The 17379-nt window shown below is 66.6% G+C and carries 15 protein-coding genes; 11 read left to right on the forward strand and 4 right to left on the reverse strand.

Translation table 11 applies throughout. The features are described 5' to 3' along the window. Window positions 1-189: 189 nt before the first annotated feature. On the reverse strand, window positions 190-975 hold the full coding sequence (locus RQI43_RS14680) for a cation transporter (RefSeq protein ID WP_311275618.1): 786 nt from the start codon (window positions 973-975) through the stop codon (window positions 190-192). 68 nt (window positions 976-1043) lie between these two features. On the opposite strand from RQI43_RS14680, the gene RQI43_RS14685 reads away from it, so the two are divergent. Next, complete coding sequence (locus RQI43_RS14685; RefSeq protein ID WP_056422836.1) at window positions 1044-1499, forward strand: helix-turn-helix domain-containing protein; 456 nt, start codon at window positions 1044-1046, stop codon at window positions 1497-1499. A 73-nt stretch (window positions 1500-1572) separates the two neighbouring features. Next, a complete protein-coding gene (locus tag RQI43_RS14690) occupies window positions 1573-1968 on the forward strand; it encodes a hypothetical protein (protein WP_056422839.1) in 396 nt (131 codons plus the stop codon). Between the two features lie 299 nt (window positions 1969-2267). Here the strand turns inward: RQI43_RS14690 and RQI43_RS14695 are convergent, their stop codons facing one another. Next, window positions 2268-2489 carry a hypothetical protein gene (locus RQI43_RS14695; protein WP_018045985.1) on the reverse strand — a complete coding sequence of 74 codons (222 nt, stop codon included), beginning with the start codon at window positions 2487-2489 and terminating at the stop codon, window positions 2268-2270. Between the two features lie 395 nt (window positions 2490-2884). Here RQI43_RS14695 and RQI43_RS14700 point away from each other — a divergent pair, with 395 nt between their 5' ends. The 7 genes from RQI43_RS14700 to RQI43_RS14730 all read left to right on the forward strand — a co-directional run bounded on the left by RQI43_RS14700 (window position 2885) and on the right by RQI43_RS14730 (window position 10328). Further along, a complete protein-coding gene (locus RQI43_RS14700; RefSeq protein WP_311275619.1) occupies window positions 2885-3073 on the forward strand; it encodes a NepR family anti-sigma factor in 189 nt (62 codons plus the stop codon). Between the two features lie 815 nt (window positions 3074-3888). Continuing rightward, window positions 3889-4884 carry a sulfate ABC transporter substrate-binding protein gene (locus RQI43_RS14705; RefSeq protein ID WP_405030633.1) on the forward strand — a complete coding sequence of 332 codons (996 nt, stop codon included), beginning with the start codon at window positions 3889-3891 and terminating at the stop codon, window positions 4882-4884. Between the two features lie 324 nt (window positions 4885-5208). Then, on the forward strand, window positions 5209-6066 hold the full coding sequence (gene cysT / locus RQI43_RS14710; RefSeq protein WP_056423334.1) for a sulfate ABC transporter permease subunit CysT: 858 nt from the start codon (window positions 5209-5211) through the stop codon (window positions 6064-6066). After that, on the forward strand, window positions 6059-6973 hold the full coding sequence (gene cysW / locus RQI43_RS14715; RefSeq protein WP_056422841.1) for a sulfate ABC transporter permease subunit CysW: 915 nt from the start codon (window positions 6059-6061) through the stop codon (window positions 6971-6973). Before cysT ends, cysW begins: the two co-directional genes overlap by 8 nt. A gap of 4 nt (window positions 6974-6977) precedes the next feature. Then, window positions 6978-8024 carry a sulfate/molybdate ABC transporter ATP-binding protein gene (locus tag RQI43_RS14720; protein ID WP_056422852.1) on the forward strand — a complete coding sequence of 349 codons (1047 nt, stop codon included), beginning with the start codon at window positions 6978-6980 and terminating at the stop codon, window positions 8022-8024. A 102-nt stretch (window positions 8025-8126) separates the two neighbouring features. Continuing rightward, on the forward strand, window positions 8127-8684 hold the full coding sequence (locus RQI43_RS14725) for a DUF4337 domain-containing protein (protein ID WP_207411111.1): 558 nt from the start codon (window positions 8127-8129) through the stop codon (window positions 8682-8684). Window positions 8685-8981: 297 nt separating this feature from the next. Further along, window positions 8982-10328: an L-serine ammonia-lyase gene (locus RQI43_RS14730; protein WP_311275621.1), complete on the forward strand. Its 1347-nt coding sequence runs from the start codon at window positions 8982-8984 to the stop codon at window positions 10326-10328. A 201-nt stretch (window positions 10329-10529) separates the two neighbouring features. Here the strand turns inward: RQI43_RS14730 and RQI43_RS14735 are convergent, their stop codons facing one another. Then, window positions 10530-12863, reverse strand: coding sequence for a Tex family protein (locus RQI43_RS14735; protein WP_311275622.1), 2334 nt, complete (start codon window positions 12861-12863; stop codon window positions 10530-10532). A 489-nt stretch (window positions 12864-13352) separates the two neighbouring features. Between RQI43_RS14735 and RQI43_RS14740 the strand changes: the two genes are divergently transcribed. Both RQI43_RS14740 and RQI43_RS14745 read left to right on the forward strand, forming a co-directional pair. Then, on the forward strand, window positions 13353-14462 hold the full coding sequence (locus RQI43_RS14740; RefSeq protein WP_311275623.1) for a hypothetical protein: 1110 nt from the start codon (window positions 13353-13355) through the stop codon (window positions 14460-14462). A gap of 94 nt (window positions 14463-14556) precedes the next feature. Then, window positions 14557-15120, forward strand: coding sequence for a DUF1993 domain-containing protein (locus tag RQI43_RS14745; protein WP_311275624.1), 564 nt, complete (start codon window positions 14557-14559; stop codon window positions 15118-15120). A 42-nt stretch (window positions 15121-15162) separates the two neighbouring features. On the opposite strand, the gene RQI43_RS14750 is transcribed toward RQI43_RS14745, so the two are convergent. Beyond that, window positions 15163-17307: a TonB-dependent receptor gene (locus RQI43_RS14750; RefSeq protein ID WP_405030626.1), complete on the reverse strand. Its 2145-nt coding sequence runs from the start codon at window positions 17305-17307 to the stop codon at window positions 15163-15165. Between the last annotated feature and the right edge of the window lie 72 nt (window positions 17308-17379).

Here is a 17379-nt window from a genome sequence, read left to right on the forward strand (position 1 = left end):
ACTCTTCGGCCCCTTTCTTGTAAGGGGCCGAAGATTTTCCGGATCAGCGACGTCATCCCGGGGCTGCGCAGCAGAGTCCGGGATCTAGAAACGCCGACAGCGCAAGGTCCTGTACCTTTGATGGCTCTGGATTCCGGGCTCGCCGTCGGCGCCCCGGAATGACCACGTCATATTAAGGTGGTCCCACCCTCACTCGGCCGCCAAGACCTGCGCCTCCCGGCCCCCCTCGCGATACTCGCCCCAGGCCTGTTTCAGGATCTGGACCGAAGAGGTGAGGAAGATGCCGGCCATGAGGGCGGCGACCGCGAGGTCAGGCCAGGCCGACGTGGTGCCCCAGACGGCGAGCGCCGCGCCCATCACCACGATGTTGCCGATGGCATCGTTGCGCGAGCACAGCCAGACGGAGCGGACATTGGCGTCGCCGTCCTTGTAGCGCATCAGCAGCAGCACCGAGGCGACGTTGGCGGCCAGTGCCAGCAGGCCGATCCCGCCCATCCATTCCGCGCTCGGCACGCCGAGAACGAGCGTCTGGTAGATCGTCGAGCCGAAGACCCAGACCGCCATCAGGCTGAGGCTTACCCCCTTGGCCAGAGCCGCCAACGAGCGGGTGCGAAGGCTCGCACCGATGACCGCGAGGCTGAGGCCGTAGGTGACGGTATCGGCCAGGAAGTCGAGGGCGTCGGCCTTCAGCGCCTGCGAACCAGCCGCCTGGCCAGCCGCCATCTCGGTGACGAACATCGCGCCGTTGAGGGCGATGACGAACCACAGCACCCGTTTATAGCGCGGATCGACCCCGTCGAAGACCGGAACGCCCCCGCCGCAACCGCAAGATTCCTCGTGCGACGAGGCCTTCGGAGCGTGCGTCGCCACGGCGTGATCGTGAGCGCCCGCCGTGTCATGGGCATGATCGTGGGAATGCACATGCGTGTGGGCTTCAGTCTGGTTCAGGCTCGTGCCGCAGCAGGATTCGGCCATGGCTCTCTCCTCGTTTCGTCGTTAAACAGAAGCTTACAAGCTCTAGCGACTAGAGGATCAAGCGGAAAATGACGTTCTCGATCGGAATCCTGTCGCGCCGCGCCGGAGTGAAGGTGCCGACGATCCGCTATTACGAGCAGGTCGGGCTGATGCCGTCACCCCCGCGTACCGATGGGCAGCAGCGCCGTTATGGCGACGCCGAGGTGGCACGGCTCAACTTCATCCGTCACGCGCGCGAACTCGGCTTCGAGGTCGATGCGATTCGCGAACTTCTCGCCATGAGCGCGCAACCGGAGGAATCCTGCGCCGAGGTGGACCGTCTGGCGAGACGTCACCTCGCGGAGGTGGAGCAGCGCATCACCCGGCTGATCGCCCTGCGTACGGAGTTGCAGCGCATGGTGACGGAATGCGGCCACGGGCGGGTGGGTGAGTGCCGGGTCATCCAGGTGCTGGCCGACCACGGTGAATGCGACCACGACCATGGCGGTGGGCGGCCGGGATCGACAGGGTTCGCCGAGGCGTAAACTTCGCCGCGTCAGGGGAGCCGAAGGGGCCGGACACGGGTTGTCCCGTCACAGCCCCCCTTGAGGATACCCCATGATTCAGAAATCCCGTCCCCTCGCCGTGCTGCTGGCTGCCGGCTTCACCGTCGGCCTCGCGGCGGGCCCGGCCCTCGCCTCCCCCTGTTCGGAAGAGATCGCGCGCCTTGAGACGCGGGTGAAGGACGAGGCGACGGGCGCCATCTCCGCCTCGACCTCGGGTAAGGCGGCGGCCGGCGCGCGCGAAGGCCAGGGGGAAACCGCGCAGGGAGGCAATGCCTCCACCCCGGCCGCTCCGCCGGAGAAATCCGCTGAGGCGGGAAAAGGCGCCGATGCCGCGATGCAGGCCAAGGTCGCCCTGGACGAGGCGCGCACCGCCGACGGCAAGGGCGACGCCCAGGCCTGCAACGCGGCGGTCGAGCGGGCCAAGAATCAGCTCGCCAAGGCTCCGTGAAGCGAAGGGCCGATGGGTCCGGTCGAGCTTTCGGGCATCGTCGCGGCGCACCGGCCGGGGGAGCCCGGCACGGTGCCTGCGGCCTGCACGTGGGCCGGATGGGCGATGGCCCAGCGGGTCGTGAAGGATGTCCTGGCAAATCGTGAAAAGAGAAGGTTTTTCTTTTAGGCCGTTTCGGACATCCGCCCCGACCAGCGTCGTCTTGGCGAAGACGTGGAGTGTGCGGCGCTCGGCCCATCCCCGTCTTTAGGCGGCGCAGAAGGGCCGCCGCCGACGTATCGAGGCCCCCTGTGGGGGTGTTACGCAGCCGCGCTCAGGGCGTGTTTGTTGCCCTGAATGCCGGCACAAAGATCGTCGATCTCCGCAAGATCTAGACTTTCACCTGAGTGACTTGCAATTGCATCGATCAGGTGATCTTGCCGAGGATCGAAAGGATGGCCCTGAAGGCGATAGAATTGATAGTAACGCAGCGCCGCTAATACGGTGTCACGTTCTCGCACTGTGATGGTGATGGTCTGCATTCTTTGAAGATCTCCCCTTCATGCGATTTTTGCTCTCCGAACACTTGAATCCGATTCAGTGAGCGAGAGCGTTGTAACCCCGCTTCGGCGCAGCCGTCCACAGCCGGAAACCATTCGGTAACCCTGTTTGCGGATCGCCAGGGGGCTTGGCCGGACGCAACCCTTTGCACCCGCGCCGTTTCCTCCCGGTGGTATGGCTGACGGATTTATTTCGCTTCGAAAAATGTAAAATGTCATTGACAGATAAGGGAAAACGGGACGCTCGCCCTAGAAGCTTGGCCTTACAGACTTTTTACGGAAATGGATAAAATTGTTCTTAACCATTCCCTGGCAGCCTACCGGTCAGGGCCGACCCAGTCCCCCCTTGGGAAGTCGGCATGAGCGGAGTTCCCCTCATGACCAAAATGCAGCCGGATGACGGGCAGGACGGTCGGACGCCGCGGGGCAGGCCGGTATCGCTCACGGCAAGCGTGCGACGCCATCTCGGTTTGAACCTGCGGGCCCATTATGCCGATTCGCTGATCGAACCGGTTGGCGAACGCATCGAATCCCTGCTGTCGAAGCTCAGTCGGCGGAAGGGGTGACCCGTTACAGGCGCGATCCGTCAGAGGGATGAGCGAGACGACACACAGCGTTCAGAATTGCGGTGCTATCGGTCGCGGCTACGTGCTGGACCTGCCCGGCCCGTCTTCCGCCAACCCGCGAAATCCCATCCCATGACCGTCCTCGTTCTCGTCGTCGCCGGAAACATCCTGCTCGCGACCCTGTTCTCCCTGGTCGCCCTCGCCTCCGACTGAGCCGTTCCTCGAAGGGACGCCTGCGCAGGCACTGCTCCTTCCAGACCAAGCCTGTCCCGATCTCCTGATTCTCAGGCGTTCGGGAAGCCCTTCTGCCAGCACAACCGGCTGCGGGTTCCCGCATCCGGTTTTCCGTCGTGTCTGGCCGGAATGGCGCGCTATCGCAGCTCCATGACCGACCCCACCTATGAGACACTCCGCGCGTACGGACCCGGGAAACCGGGCCTGATGCTGCAATGCACATTGGCGCCGGAAATGTTACGGAACGTTCGTTCTATAGAACTAGCTGACCGAGGCTTTATATTCTCCCTTCGCGGATACAGATAGAACATACTTCTATAGCAAATGTTTTCCTCCTCACGCCTTCGCTTTCGTAAGGAGAATTGCCTATCTAGAACGAAAGAGGCACCCCTCGGTCAAGCTTGACATTGTTCTTTAAAACGAACGAAACCTAGCGCCACCGAGGCGTCGGGACGGCTTTGTCCCGCAGCCGCGATGTAGCCGGAGACGAACCTGTGAGCTCGAACCTATCCTCCCCGCCGAATGCCCGCCGTCTGTCCAACCGCAGACGTGTCATTGCCCTGTGCGCCGGTTCGCTCGGCCTGGTCTCGGCAGGGTTCGGGTCCGCGCTGTTCGCCACCGGCAGCGCCCAGGCGCAGACCGAACTCCTCAACGTCTCCTACGACCCGACGCGGGAACTCTATAAGGAGATCAACGCGGCCTTCATCGAGGAGTGGAAGGCGAAGACCGGCGAGACGGTCACCATCCGCGCGGCCCATGGCGGCTCCGGCTCGCAGGCCCGCACCGTCATCGACGGCATCCCGGCCGATGTGGTGACCCTGGGCATCCCCTCCGACATCGATGCGATCAGCCGCATCTCGAAGAAGATTCCTGCCGATTGGCGCACCAAGCTGCCCAATGAAGGTCTGCCCTACACCTCGACCGTGGTGTTCCTCGTGCGCAAGGGCAACCCGAAGAGCGTGAAGGATTGGGGCGATCTCGTGAAGCCCGACGTGAAGGTGATCACCCCGAACCCGAAAACCTCGGCTGGCGGCCGCTGGAACTTCCTCGCGGCCTGGGGCTACGCCTACGAGAAGGAAGGCAAGAACGCCGACAAGGCCAACGCCTTCGTCGGCCAGCTCTACAAGCAGGTGCCGGTGCTCGATACCGGCGCGCGCGGCTCCACCGTGACCTTCGCCCAGCGCGGTCTCGGCGACGTGCTGCCGACCTGGGAGAACGAAGCCTATCTGGTGTTTGAAGAGTTCGGCCGCGACAAGTTCGACGTGATCGTTCCGCCGACCTCGATCTACGCCGAGCCGCCGGTCGCCCTCGTGGATGCCAATGTCGACAAGAAAGGCACCCGCAAGCAGGCCGAGGCCTATCTGCAGTTCCTCTATTCGGACGCGGCGCAGGCGATCTTCGCCAAGCATCATTACCGCCCGATCAAGCGTGAGGCCGCCAAGCCCGAGCATCTAGCGCAGCTGCCCGAACTGAAACTTTTCAAGATCGAGGATCTTCAGGGCAACTGGGACGATATCCAGAGGAAGAACTTCGACAATGGTGGGCTGTTCGACCAGCTGAGCAAGCCGGCGCCGTAGCGCGCCTCTCTCCGGCCGACGATAGGCACACATGTCGCGGTATGCGCGCTACCCTGCCCTCCTCCTCCCCCTTGCGGGGAGGAGGAGGTGGTGTGGGTGGTTGGGCGACCCTGATGCTGCGGAGGCTGGCGGAGCCACCCCCACTCCTAGCCTCTCCCCACAAGGGGGAGAGGGACGCGCTCTGCCTTGAAGAGCAGGTGTGTGAATCTAGCAGCCGTCACGGGGAGGGTGCCCAGGGAGCAGGGGGCGACCTCCGCCGGACACCGTGCCCGCTTCCCGACCCGCCGATGCGTGAGCGAGGCGATCCATTATCAGGACCACCCCATGGCAGAGCCCCCTCTGCGTCCGAGACGACGCTTCCGTCAGCCCAGTGTGATTCCCGGCTTCGGGATCACCTTCGGTTATACCCTGACCTGCCTCGGCATCATCGTGCTGCTGCCCCTGGCCGCTCTCGTCGCCCGCGCCTCCGGCCTCGGCCTGTCGGGAATTTGGGCGGTCGCCACCGATCCGCGCGTCGCCAGCGCCCTGCGCGTAAGCTTCGGGGTTTCGCTCCTCGCGGCGCTGACCGCCTCGGTCTTCGGCTTCCTCATCGCCTGGGTTCTCACCCGCTACCGGTTTCCCGGCCGCAAGATCGTGGACGCGGTGGTGGATCTTCCCTTCGCCCTGCCGACCGCCGTCGCCGGCATCGCCCTGGCCTCCCTGTATGCCCCCAACGGTCTCGTGGGCGAACAGCTCGCCAAGCTCGGGATCGAGGCCGCCTATACGCCGGTGGGCATCTACATCGCCATGGTCTTCATCGGCCTGCCCTTCGCCGTACGGACGGTGCAGCCCCTGATCGTCGAGATCGACAAGGAGATCGAGGAGGCATCGGCCACCCTCGGCGCCGGCCGCTGGCACACGCTGGTGAAGGTGGTGCTACCGCCCCTGATCCCGGCCGTGCTCACGGGCTTCGCCCTCGCCTTCGCCCGCGGCGTCGGTGAATACGGCTCGATCATCTTCATCGCCGGCAACCTTCCCTACGTCTCCGAAATCGCCCCGCTCCTCATCGTCATCAAGCTCTCGGAATTCGATTATGGGGGCGCCTGCGCCATCGCGACGATCATGCTCGGGATCTCGTTCCTGACCCTGCTCGCCATCAACCTGATCCAGGCCTGGAGCCGCAGGAGGTTCGGTTATGTCTAGCGCCGTTGTCGGAAACCCGGATGTCCGGCACCCCAATCTCCAGGCCGGAGGTCCGCCCGCCCGCGCACGGAGCGTGGTCACGGAAGGCCGTGTCGTCCGGGTGGTGTTGATCGGGGTCGCGGTGGTCTTTCTCGCCCTGTTCCTGGTGCTGCCGTTGGTGACGGTGTTCATCCAGGCCTTCGCGAAAGGCTGGTCAGCCTATCTCGCCGCATTCACGGAGGCGGATGCGCGCTCTGCGATCCGCCTGACCCTGCTGACGGCGGCCATCGCCGTGCCGTTCAACCTCGTCTTCGGCATCATGGCCTCCTGGGCCATCGCCAAGTTCGAGTTCCGCGGCAAGAACCTGCTCGTGACCCTCATCGACCTGCCGTTCTCGGTCTCGCCGGTGGTCTCGGGGCTGATCTACGTACTCGTCTTCGGGGCCCAGGGCCTCCTCGGCCCGTGGCTGATCGCGCACGACATCCAGGTGATCTTCGCCGTTCCCGGCATCGTGCTCGCCACGATCTTCGTCACCTTCCCCTTCGTCGCCCGCCAGCTGATCCCGTTGATGCAGGAACAGGGAACTGCCGAAGAAGAAGCGGCGCTGACCCTCGGCGCCTCCGGCTGGCACGCTTTCTGGACCGTGACGCTGCCCAACATCCGCTGGGGCCTGCTCTACAGCGTGCTCCTCTGCAACGCCCGGGCGATGGGCGAATTCGGCGCGGTGTCGGTGGTCTCAGGCCATATCCGCGGATTGACAAATACGCTGCCGCTCCACGTGGAGATCCTCTACAATGAGTACAACTTCGTTGCCTCTTTCGCCGTCGCTTCCCTCCTTGCCGGCCTCGCTCTTGTCACCCTCCTCGTCAAATCACTCCTCGAATGGCGCTTCAGTGCCGAGATCGCAGCGGGCGCACGGGGTCACTGACCCGGTGGGTTCGTCCACGGCGATCCGGGTCGAGAACCTGTCGAAGACCTTCGACACGGCGGCGGTGCTGCACGACCTCTCCCTCGACGTGCAGGCGGGCGAATTGCTGGCGTTGCTCGGCCCCTCGGGCTCGGGCAAGACCACGCTGCTGCGCATCATCGCCGGGCTCGACTTTCCCGATCGCGGCCGCATCATCTTCGGCGGCGACGATGCCACGCGGGTTCCGGTGCAGGAGCGGGCCGTCGGCTTCGTGTTCCAGCATTACGCCCTGTTCAAGCATATGAGCGTGGCCGAGAACATCGCCTATGGCCTCAACGCCCGGAAGCGTGCGGACAGGCCGGCCAAGGCCGAGATCAAACGCCGGGTCGGTGATCTCCTCGACCTCATCAAGCTCTCGGGCTTCGCCGACCGCTACCCGTCGCAGCTCTCCGGCGGCCAGCGCCAGCGCATCGCGCTCGCGCGCGCCCTGGCCGTGGAGCCCCGCGTGCTGCTGCTGGACGAGCCCTTCGGCGCCCTCGACGCCCAGGTGAGGAAGGACCTGCGCCGCTGGCTTCGCGAGATCCACGACCGCACCGGCCAGACCACGATCTTCGTGACCCATGACCAGGACGAGGCGCTGGAGCTCTCCGACCGCGTCGCCGTCCTGTCCAAGGGCCGACTCGAACAGATCGGCACCCCGGACGAGGTCCAGGAAAACCCGGTCTCCTCCACCGTGCTCAAGTTCCTTGGCGACACGATCGAAGTCGAAGCGATCGTTCAGGGGGGCGAGGTGCGGGTCAACGGCCGGCTGACCCCGGTCAAGGCCCCGGCCGGTCTCGTCGGCCCGGTCAAGCTCTATGCGCGACCGTGGCAGCTGCAATTCGCCGAGCCCGACCAGGCCCATCTCGAAGGCCATGTGCGTTCGTCCTACCGCAGCCAGGGCCGCCAGCGGATCGAGGTGGACCGCCCCGAAGGCAAGACCGTCGTGGTGGAGGCCTCCGATACCCACCGCCTCGCCGCCGGCCGCCCGGTCGGGCTCAAGATCATCGCCGGCTACGTCTTCAAGGATTGAGGAGCCGGACGACGCAGGCCCAGAACCACCGAGGAAACGGTTGCGCTTCCTCGGCGGATCGGCTGTGACTCCCGCCGTCGAACACGAGAGGGAGCATCCGGCATGTCGGGTCACGGAGCCATCGAGGGCTCGAACAAGAAGGTCGCGCTGCTGATTTCGGTGCTGGCGCTGTTCCTGGCGCTGGCCGAGACCCTGGCCAAGGGGGCGCAGACCGAGGCGCTCAGCGCCAACGTCGAATCCTCCAACCAATGGGCCTATTACCAGGCCCGCACCATCCGCGGCACCATCCTCAAGACCGCCGACGAAACCCTCGCCCTGATCCCGCCGGAGACGGCCAACGCACCGGCCATCGCCGCCAAGCGGGCCGAATGGGCCAAGACCATGGCGCGCTGGGAATCGGACCCCGCCACCGGCGACGGGCGCAAGGAGCTGCAGGAGAAGGCGCGGGCCTCGCAGGAGCATCGCGACCTCGCGCTCCACCGCTACCATCATTACGAATTCGGCTCGGCCGCCTTCCAGATCGGCATCGTGCTCGCCTCGGCCCAGGTCATCACCGGCATCGCCGCACTGACGCTGGCGGGGGGGTTCCTGGGCGTCGCCGGCCTCGTGATGCTGGGCTTCGGCCTCTACGCGCCGCACTTTCTGCCGTTCTTCCACTGATACCAGACCTCGATGAGCCGGACTCATCGAGGTCTGCCCACGCGACGGCGCGGCGGCGGTCGTCCGCAAGACCTCAGCGGCCCTGGTCTTTGGGTCAGGTTCAGTGTGGCCTGATATGAGCCGGAGCATCGCCCCCGCCACGCGGCCCGTCGGAACAGAACGTGTCCGGCCCGGATTTCGCAGGTCGGACGGCGCACTTGCGAAGACGGGGCGCGATCTTCAGATCACGGTCTGTCTGATGAGCGATCGCACTGCCGCATGGTGGCGCGACGCTGCGGATGAGGCGGACCGGGACCGATGATCAGCGCTTTCGACCTGTTCAAGATCGGGATCGGCCCGTCGAGCTCGCATACGGTGGGGCCGATGGTGGCGGCCCTCGATTTCCGCGAGCGGACGCGGCGGCGTCCCGGCCTCGCGCGCATCCGCGCCGAGATCTTCGGCTCCCTCGCCTGGACCGGGCGTGGGCACGGGACCGATGTCGCCATTCTTCTCGGCCTGCTCGGCCATAGCCCCGCCGGGATCGACCCCGACCGGGTCGACGAATACGTGGCCGAAGCGAAGCGGACGGGCAGGCTCGGCCTCGGTGGACCGGCTTTCGCCCTCGAGACCGATCTCGTCTTCAACTTCACCGAGGTGCTACCGGTCCATACCAACGGCATGCAGTTCCGCGCCCTCGACGCGCATGGCGGCGTGCTCGACACGGTCACCTGCTACTCCATCGGCGGCGGCTTCGTGGTCGGCGAGGAAGCGGCGGCGGTGGGCGAGGCAATGACGTTTCCGCTGCCCTATGCCAGCGCCGCCGATCTGCTGGCGACATGCCTGCGCACCGGCTTTTCCATCGCCCAGGTCCAGCGCGCCAACGAGGGCGCGAGCCGCAGCCGCGAGGTCATCGACGAGGGGCTGGACGCGATTCGCGACGCGATGTTCGCCTGTATCGACCGGGGGCTTCGCCAGACCGGCGAATTGCCCGGCGGCCTCAAGGTGCGGCGGCGGGCCAAGAAGCTGTTCGAGGATCTGGAGGCCAACCGCCACCTCAACACCCGGCCGGCCCACGAGATCATGGACTGGATCAGCCTGTTCGCCCTCGCGGTGAACGAGGAGAACGCTGCCGGCGGCCGGGTGGTGACAGCCCCCACCAACGGCGCGGCCGGGATCGTCCCGGCCGTCCTGCGCTACGCCCGCGACTTCTGCCCCGGCTGGTCGGACGAGCGCGGCCGCGAATTCCTGCTGGTGGCGGCCGCCATCGGCGGTCTCATCAAGAGCCGCGCCTCGATTTCCGGCGCCGAGGTCGGCTGCCAGGGGGAGGTCGGCTCGGCGGCGGCCATGGCGGCGGCCGGGCTCGCCGCGCTGCTCGGCGGCTCGACTCTGCAGATCGAGAACGCGGCCGAGATCGCCATGGAGCATCATCTCGGCATGACCTGTGACCCGATCGGCGGCCTCGTCCAGATCCCCTGTATCGAGCGCAACGCCTTCGGCGCCAACAAGGCGGTGGTGGCCGCCTCCCTGGCACTACGCGGTGACGGCATCCATCGGGTCAGCCTGGACGAGGTCATCGAGACCATGCGCCAGACCGGCAACGACATGCAGGCGAAGTACAAGGAGACCTCGCTCGGCGGTCTCGCGGTGAACGTGGCGGCGTGCTGAGGGGGATATTCTCCTCGCTGTAAAGGAGGCGGTCGGTCGTCGCGGCGAGACGGCAGCCGACGGTGAGGGGGGCGATTCCGAAGGAGCCACGTCCGGAATCGCCCCCTCACCCTCGCTTCGGCTTCGCCTCTCGCTCACCGAAGGCACGACGAGGTGCCTTCGGTCCTCTCCCCGCGAGCGGGGAGAGGGGAATGCGCACCGTCAGCGGCGTCCCCGGTCCTTGCCCTCCGCCGCCCGGCGCAGGGCCTCCGCCAGGGCACCGTCGGGGGCCGGGCCGCGTGGCGCCGGGGCTGGTGCAGGTCGCTGCTGGGGCCGCGACGAGGACGGGCGTTCCTCCGGCCGCCCGCCGCGCGGCGCACCCGCTTCCTCCGAGCGCATGCTGAGCGCGATGCGCTTGCGGTTGGCATCCACCTCGACGACGCGCACCTGCACCACGTCGCCGGGCTTCACCACCTCGCGCGGATCCTTCACGAACCGGTCGGCCAGGACCGAGATGTGGACGAGACCGTCCTGGTGGACCCCGATATCCACGAAGGCGCCGAAGGCGGCGACATTGGTGACGACGCCTTCGAGGCGCATGCCGGGCCGGAGGTCCGAAATCTTCTCGACGCCCTCCTGGAAGGTCGCGGTCTTGAAGGCCGGTCGCGGATCGCGGCCGGGCTTTTCCAATTCCGACAGAATGTCGGTGACCGTGGGCAGGCCGAAGGTCTCGTCGGTGAAGCGCTTCGGGTCGAGGCTCTTCAGGATGGGGCCGTTGCCGATGACGGCCTGGATGGGCTGTCCGGCGGCGGCGAGGATGCGGCGCACCACCGGATAGGCTTCCGGATGCACGCCCGACGCATCGAGGGGATCGTCGCCATCGCGGATGCGCAGGAAGCCGGCGGCGAGCTCATAGGCCTTGGGCCCGAGGCCCGCGACCTTCTTGAGGCTTGCGCGCGTGCGGAACGGGCCCTTCTCGTCCCGCGTCGTCACGATGTTGGCCGCCACCCGCTCGGAGAGGCCGGAGACGCGGGCGAGCAGGGGCGCGGAGGCGATGTTCACGTCGACGCCGACGCCGTTCACGCAATCCTCCACCACCGCATCGAGGGCCTTGGAAAGCTGACCCTCGCCGAGATCGTGCTGATACTGACCGACGCCGATGGCCTTCGGCTCGATCTTCACCAGTTCGGCGAGCGGGTCCTGCAAGCGCCGGGCGATGGAGACAGCCCCGCGCAGGGTCACGTCGAGGCCCGGCAATTCGGCGCTGGCATAGGCGGAGGCCGAATAGACCGAGGCGCCGGCTTCCGACACCATCACCTTGGTGAGCTTCAACTCCGGCTGCTTGGCGATGAGTTCGGCGGCGAGCTTGTCGGTCTCGCGCGAGGCGGTGCCGTTGCCGATGGCGATGAGCTCGACCTTATGGGCGCGGCAGAGCTTGGCCAGCGCGACGAGCGCGCCGTTCCAGTCGCGGCGGGGCTCGTGCGGGTAGATCACGTCGGTGGCCGCGACCTTGCCGGTGGCATCCACCACCGCGACCTTCACCCCGGTCCGGAACCCCGGATCGAGGCCGAGAGTCGGCCGGGCACCGGCGGGGGCGGCAAGCAGCAGGTCGCGAAGGTTTCCGGCAAAGACGCCCACGGCCCCGGTCTCGGCCACCTGTTTCAGGCGTCCGCGCAGGTCGGTGTCGAGGGCGGGTTTCAGCTTGGTGCGCCAGGTCCGGCGCACGGTCTCCATCAGGAATCGGTCCCCCGGCCGGCCATGATCGCCGATGCGGAAGGCGCGGGCGATGCGCAGTTCCTGCCAGGTGGGCACGCCCTTCTCGGCCACGTCGCCGGGGGCGTCGGTGATGTCGAGGTCGAGGATGTCCTCCTTCTCGCCCCGGTACAGGGCCAGGATGCGGTGCGAGGGCAGGCGCGTGAGCGGTTCGGAGAAGTCGAAATAGTCGGCGAACTTCTCGCCGGCCGCTTCCTTGCCCTTCTTGACGCTGGAGGTCATTCGGCCGCGCTGCCAGACCGTGTCGCGCAAGGCGCCCACCAGTTCCGGGTCTTCGCCGAACCGCTCGATCAGGATGGTGCGCGCGCCCTCCAGCGCGGCCTCGACATCGGCGATGCCCTTGCCCGCATCGACGAAGCCGGTGGCAGCCTGTTCCGGCGCGCGTTCGGGATGGGCGAGCAAGGCCTCCGCCAGGGGGCCGAGCCCGGCCTCGCGGGCGGCTTGCGCCTTGGTGCGGCGCTTCACCTTGAACGGCAGGTAGAGGTCTTCGAGCCGTGCCTTGGTGTCGGCGGCGAGGATGCGCGCCTTCAAGGCCGGGTCGAGCTTCCCCTGGCCGTCGATGCTCTCGAGGATGGCGGCGCGGCGCGCCTCCAGGTCGCGCAGATAGGCGAGGCGCTCCTCTAGATCGCGGAGCTGGGAATCGTCGAGGCCGCCGGTGACCTCCTTGCGGTAGCGCGCGATGAACGGCACCGTCGACCCGCCATCAAGGAGTTCGACGGCGGCAGCGACCTGCCGCTCGGCGACCTTGAGCTCCGCCGCGATGGTTGCAGTGATGGCGGCCATGGGATCCTCGCGCGCGTGAAGGGGCCGCGGTGTCTACAGGCCGGGCCGGAGAGCGGTCAAACCGGAGGGGTGATCCGACGGATTTGAACTCGGGTCGATGCCGGGTGTCATGGTGGCGATAGACAGGATCCCGTCATTCCGGGGCCGCGTAGCGGAGCCCGGAATCCAGAGCCGCGACGCGTGCCGTATATCGCAGGCTTCGATTTGGTCCAGTTCAACGTCGCAAGGTCGGCGGTTCTGGATTCCGGGCTCGCCTTCAGCGCCCCGGAATGACGGTGCGGGTGGCAAAACCGTCGAGTTCCCGCCGCTCGATGATGAATCGTCGACCTGAGTTAGAAGCCATGGGCTCGATCCGACGGATTCCTGAGGAGCGATCCTCGTGACAAACGCTGCATGTCGATACAGGTCGGCGAGCTGCGGCCGATGGACAAAGGCCCCGGCCCGGCGGAGACTTACTTCAACAAAAAACGGGTTTGGGAGAGAAATGCCATGAGGCTCAGGCTTGGTCTGGCCGTGCTCGCCGTCGCCTTCGCAGGCGTGGCCGCAGCGGAGCCCCCGACCTTCCAGGTCGATTCGACTTGGCCTAAACCCTTGCCGAACAACTGGATCATGGGCCAGGCGTCCGGCGTCGCGGTGGATGCTGAGGACCGGATCTGGGTGGTGCAGCGCCCGCGCTCCCTCACCGATGACGAGAAGGCCGCCAGCCTCACGCCGCCACGTACCAAATGCTGCCACCCCGCTCCGCCCGTGCTCGTCTTCGACCAGGCGGGCACCCTCGTCCGGTCATGGGGCGGGCCGGGCGAAGGCTATGATTGGCCGCAGAACGAGCACGGCATCCATATCGACCACAAAGGCTTCGTCTGGCTCGCCGGCAATGGTGAGCAGGATGGCCTGATCCTGAAATTCACGCCGGAGGGGAAATTCCTCCTGCAGATCGGCAAGCAGGGTCCCCAGACCAACAGCCTCGACACGACCCGCCTCGGACGGCCCGCCGCCATGCAGGTGGACCCCGAGACCAACGAGCTTTTCGTCGCCGACGGTTACTTCAACCACCGGGTCATCGTGTTCGATGCCGAGACCGGAGCGTTCAAGCGGATGTGGGGCGCCTACGGCAAGCCGCCCACCGACGAGACCCTGCCCGCCTACGACCCGGCCGCCGCGCCGGCCCAGCAATTCCGCAACCCGGTCCATTGCGTCCAGATTGCCCGCGACGGGCTGGTCTATGTCTGCGACCGGGCCAACGACCGGGTCCAGGTGTTCCGCCGCGACGGCAGCTTCGTGAAGGAGTTCTTCGTGGAAAAGGACACCCGCGCCAACGGCTCGGTCTGGGAACTGGCGCTCTGGCCCGACCCCGACCAGACCTACCTCCTCAATGCGGACGGCGCCAACAACGAGGTCCGCACCCTCAAGCGCGACACCGGCGAAGTGCTCGGCGCCTTCGGCCGCAACGGCCGCATGGCCGGCGACTTCCACTGGGTCCACAACCTCGCCGTGGACAGCAAGGGCAACGTCTTCACCACGGAGGTGGACACGGGCAAGCGCGCGCAGAAGTTCTTGTTCCGGGGGGAGATGGTGGTGCGGAAGCGGGTGGGGCCGTAGGGGTCGGAATGGGAAAAAGTGGGCCTCGACTTATGGTGTTCGCTCTCGCGGAAATAGGGTAGGCCTTGAAGTAGCCGTCGCCGCGAGACTGATTATGTCGCTGACTAACCTTCTGGTACCGACCTACAGGAACATGTTGCGGACGCTGTCCGGGCTGCTGGACAAAGCAGTGCATCAGAGGGTGGATCAGGCCGATGGTCTGCTATCGGCGCGTCTGGCACCAGATATGTATCCACTGGCGTCACAGGTTTGTTTTGCTGCCTATCAAGCTCAGGAAGCAACGTTCCGCCTTAGCGGCGAAGATATTCCCCAATCGCTTGCTGCCGTGGCAGCCGAGGGGCGCAATGCCGGCGACGTGCCCGGCTCAATCGCGGATGCACGGGCTCGCATCGCCGACGCATTGGCGCATCTGGACGGCCTCCCGGACGATGCTCTCGATGCCGGAGCGACCCTGCCAATCGTGATCGAGCTTCCGGGCAACATCACGTTCGATATGAGCGGCGAACAATACGCTCGGGATTGGGCTCTGCCTCAGTTCTACTTCCACGTCATCACCGCCTACGCCATCTTGCGGCATTACGGCATCACACTCGGCAAAGCCGATTATGTGCCTCACATGTTCGCATATCTCCGGCCCGGATCACTGCCATCAGCATGACCGGAGAGCGGCTTGGCTGCCCGCAACCCGCTCCCATCCCTCTCAAAACCGCCCCGCCACCGTCAGCCGCACCGCCATCGGCTCCACCGGATGCAGATGCGTGTCGGCCACGCCGCCGGCCGGTTCCCCCCGCAGCCGCGACTCGTAGAAGTAGTCGATCTGGCTCGCCTTGACGTTGAGCAGGTTGAGGATGTCGAGCTGCACCGTGACGCCGTTCTCGAAGTTGTAGCCGATGCGGCCATTCACCAGCGTGGTCGGCTTCGAGCGGACGGAATTGTCCTCGATGAGCGGGCGCGGCCCGAAATAGCGAAGCCGCATCGTGCCGAACCAGCCGAGCGCCTCACCGAGGGTAAAGCCGGCCGCCGCGATGGCGGTGGGGGCGGCGGGAATGCGGCTCCCCGCTGGGTCGCGATCGGCGAAGCGCGCATGGGTGACGGTGAGGTCGGCATCGAGAGCGAGCCAGGGCGTGACCGCGTAGTGGTTGGTCCACTCGATGCCGGTGCGCCGGCTCGGGCGGCTCGGCTCGGTGGTGCCGGCATCGCCCACGAACAGGTTCTCGGAATCGAAATCGAGCTGGAACAGCGTCACGGTCGATTCGAGACCGGCGATGGAGCGGTTGCGCAAGCCCACCTCCGAGCCCACCGAGCGCACCAGCAGGGGCACCCGGTCGAGGGGGAACAGAGGGTTGCCCGGATCGACCGTGATGGTCGCGCCCCGCGCGTCGTTGGAATGGAAGCCCTCGCCGTAATTCACGAACAATTCGGTCTCGGCCCAGGGGCCGAACACGACGCCGAGCTTAGGGCTGACGATGCCGTCCCGCGCATGGCCTGAGTTCAACGGATTGTTCGATCTCACGGTGGCGTCGTAGGCATCGGCGCGGAGGCCGACGCTGGTGCGCAGCCACTCGGTCCAACGCAGGCGGTTCTCAAAGTAGAGGGCAGCGCTGCCCTCCTGCACGCGGTCGTCGCGCACGGTGGAGAGGGAGGTGCGCGCCCGCGTGTTGAACAGTCCCACATGGATGTCGTCGAACCGCGCCTGCACGCCGATTTCGTTCTCCATGGGCAGGCCGAACAGCTCACCCTTGAACACCCTGGCGATCTCGCCGCCGGCGACGGTGCGGCTGTCGAGCTGGCGGAACTGGTCGCCGTTGACCGGGTCGTTGAGGAAATAGGTGAAGTTGTTGAACAGGTTGAGGTTTGAGCGGATGACGTAGGCGCTGGCGCGGGTGACGCCGCCGTCGTCCGACCGGCTCCAGCGGCCCGACAGGGAGAAGCGGCTGGCATCGCCGCCATCGCTCGGATCGAGAGTGCCGAAGCGGCCGATCACGCCTTCGGAAATGGCCCGCTGCGGAACCTGGTTCGTCGCCGTCCAGCGGTTGGAATAGGCCATGCCGGTGAGGGAGAACCCGTCGAGGGCGGTGCCCTGGCTGTAGCGCAGCACGCCGTTGAGCTTGCGGATGTCGTCCGGCACCACCCATGGGCCGTCATAGACCTGAGCCTCGCCAGCGGCGAGGAGCGTCCCCTCCCCGAGGGGTGCGGAGGCGATGGTGAGCGCCCGCTTGTAGCCGAAGCTCCCGAGGGAGGTGAGCGCGAGAGGGCGGGGCACCGCGTCGATCGTGTCGATCCGCACCGATCCGGCGGAGGCGAAATCCCCGTCACGGGCGAAATACGGGCCCTTGTGGAACTCCACCGCGCCGACGAGTTCGGGAATGAGGAAGTTGATGTCGGCATAGCCCTGGCCGTGGCCATGGGTGCGCATGTTGGCCGGCATGCCGTCGATGGTGATGGCGATGTCCGTGCCGTGGTCGAGGTTGAAGCCGCGCAGGAAGTACTGGTTGGCTTTTCCTTCGCCGGAATGCTGCGTGACGATGAGGCCGGGCACGGCTTCCAGCACCTCGCCGGGGCGGGTCACCGGGCGATCGTTGAGGGCCCTGCCGGTGATGACGCCCGAACTCGACGTCAGCGCGGGAGCGGACAGGGCGCCGAACGCCTCGGCCCCGCCGGTTCCACCAGTGGCCCCGCCGAGACCGGGACCGGCCGCTGCAGGGGGCGGGCGCATGTCGGCGGCCACGGAGAGTTCGTTGAGGGTCGCCTCGGCGGTGGTTGCCGTCCCGGACTGAGCAAGAACCGGCGAGGCGGATGCCAGGAATCCGAGGGCGAGGAGTGGGGGAACGAGACGGGCGGACACAGGCGGAGACCTCGGGCAACGGCAGTGGCACGTCACCGCGAACGAAGCCGATCCCTACGCGAGCGCAGGCCC

Origin of the sequence: Methylobacterium sp. WCS2018Hpa-22 (assembly GCF_031843785.1) — a bacterium.
GTDB lineage: Bacteria > Pseudomonadota > Alphaproteobacteria > Rhizobiales > Beijerinckiaceae > Methylobacterium.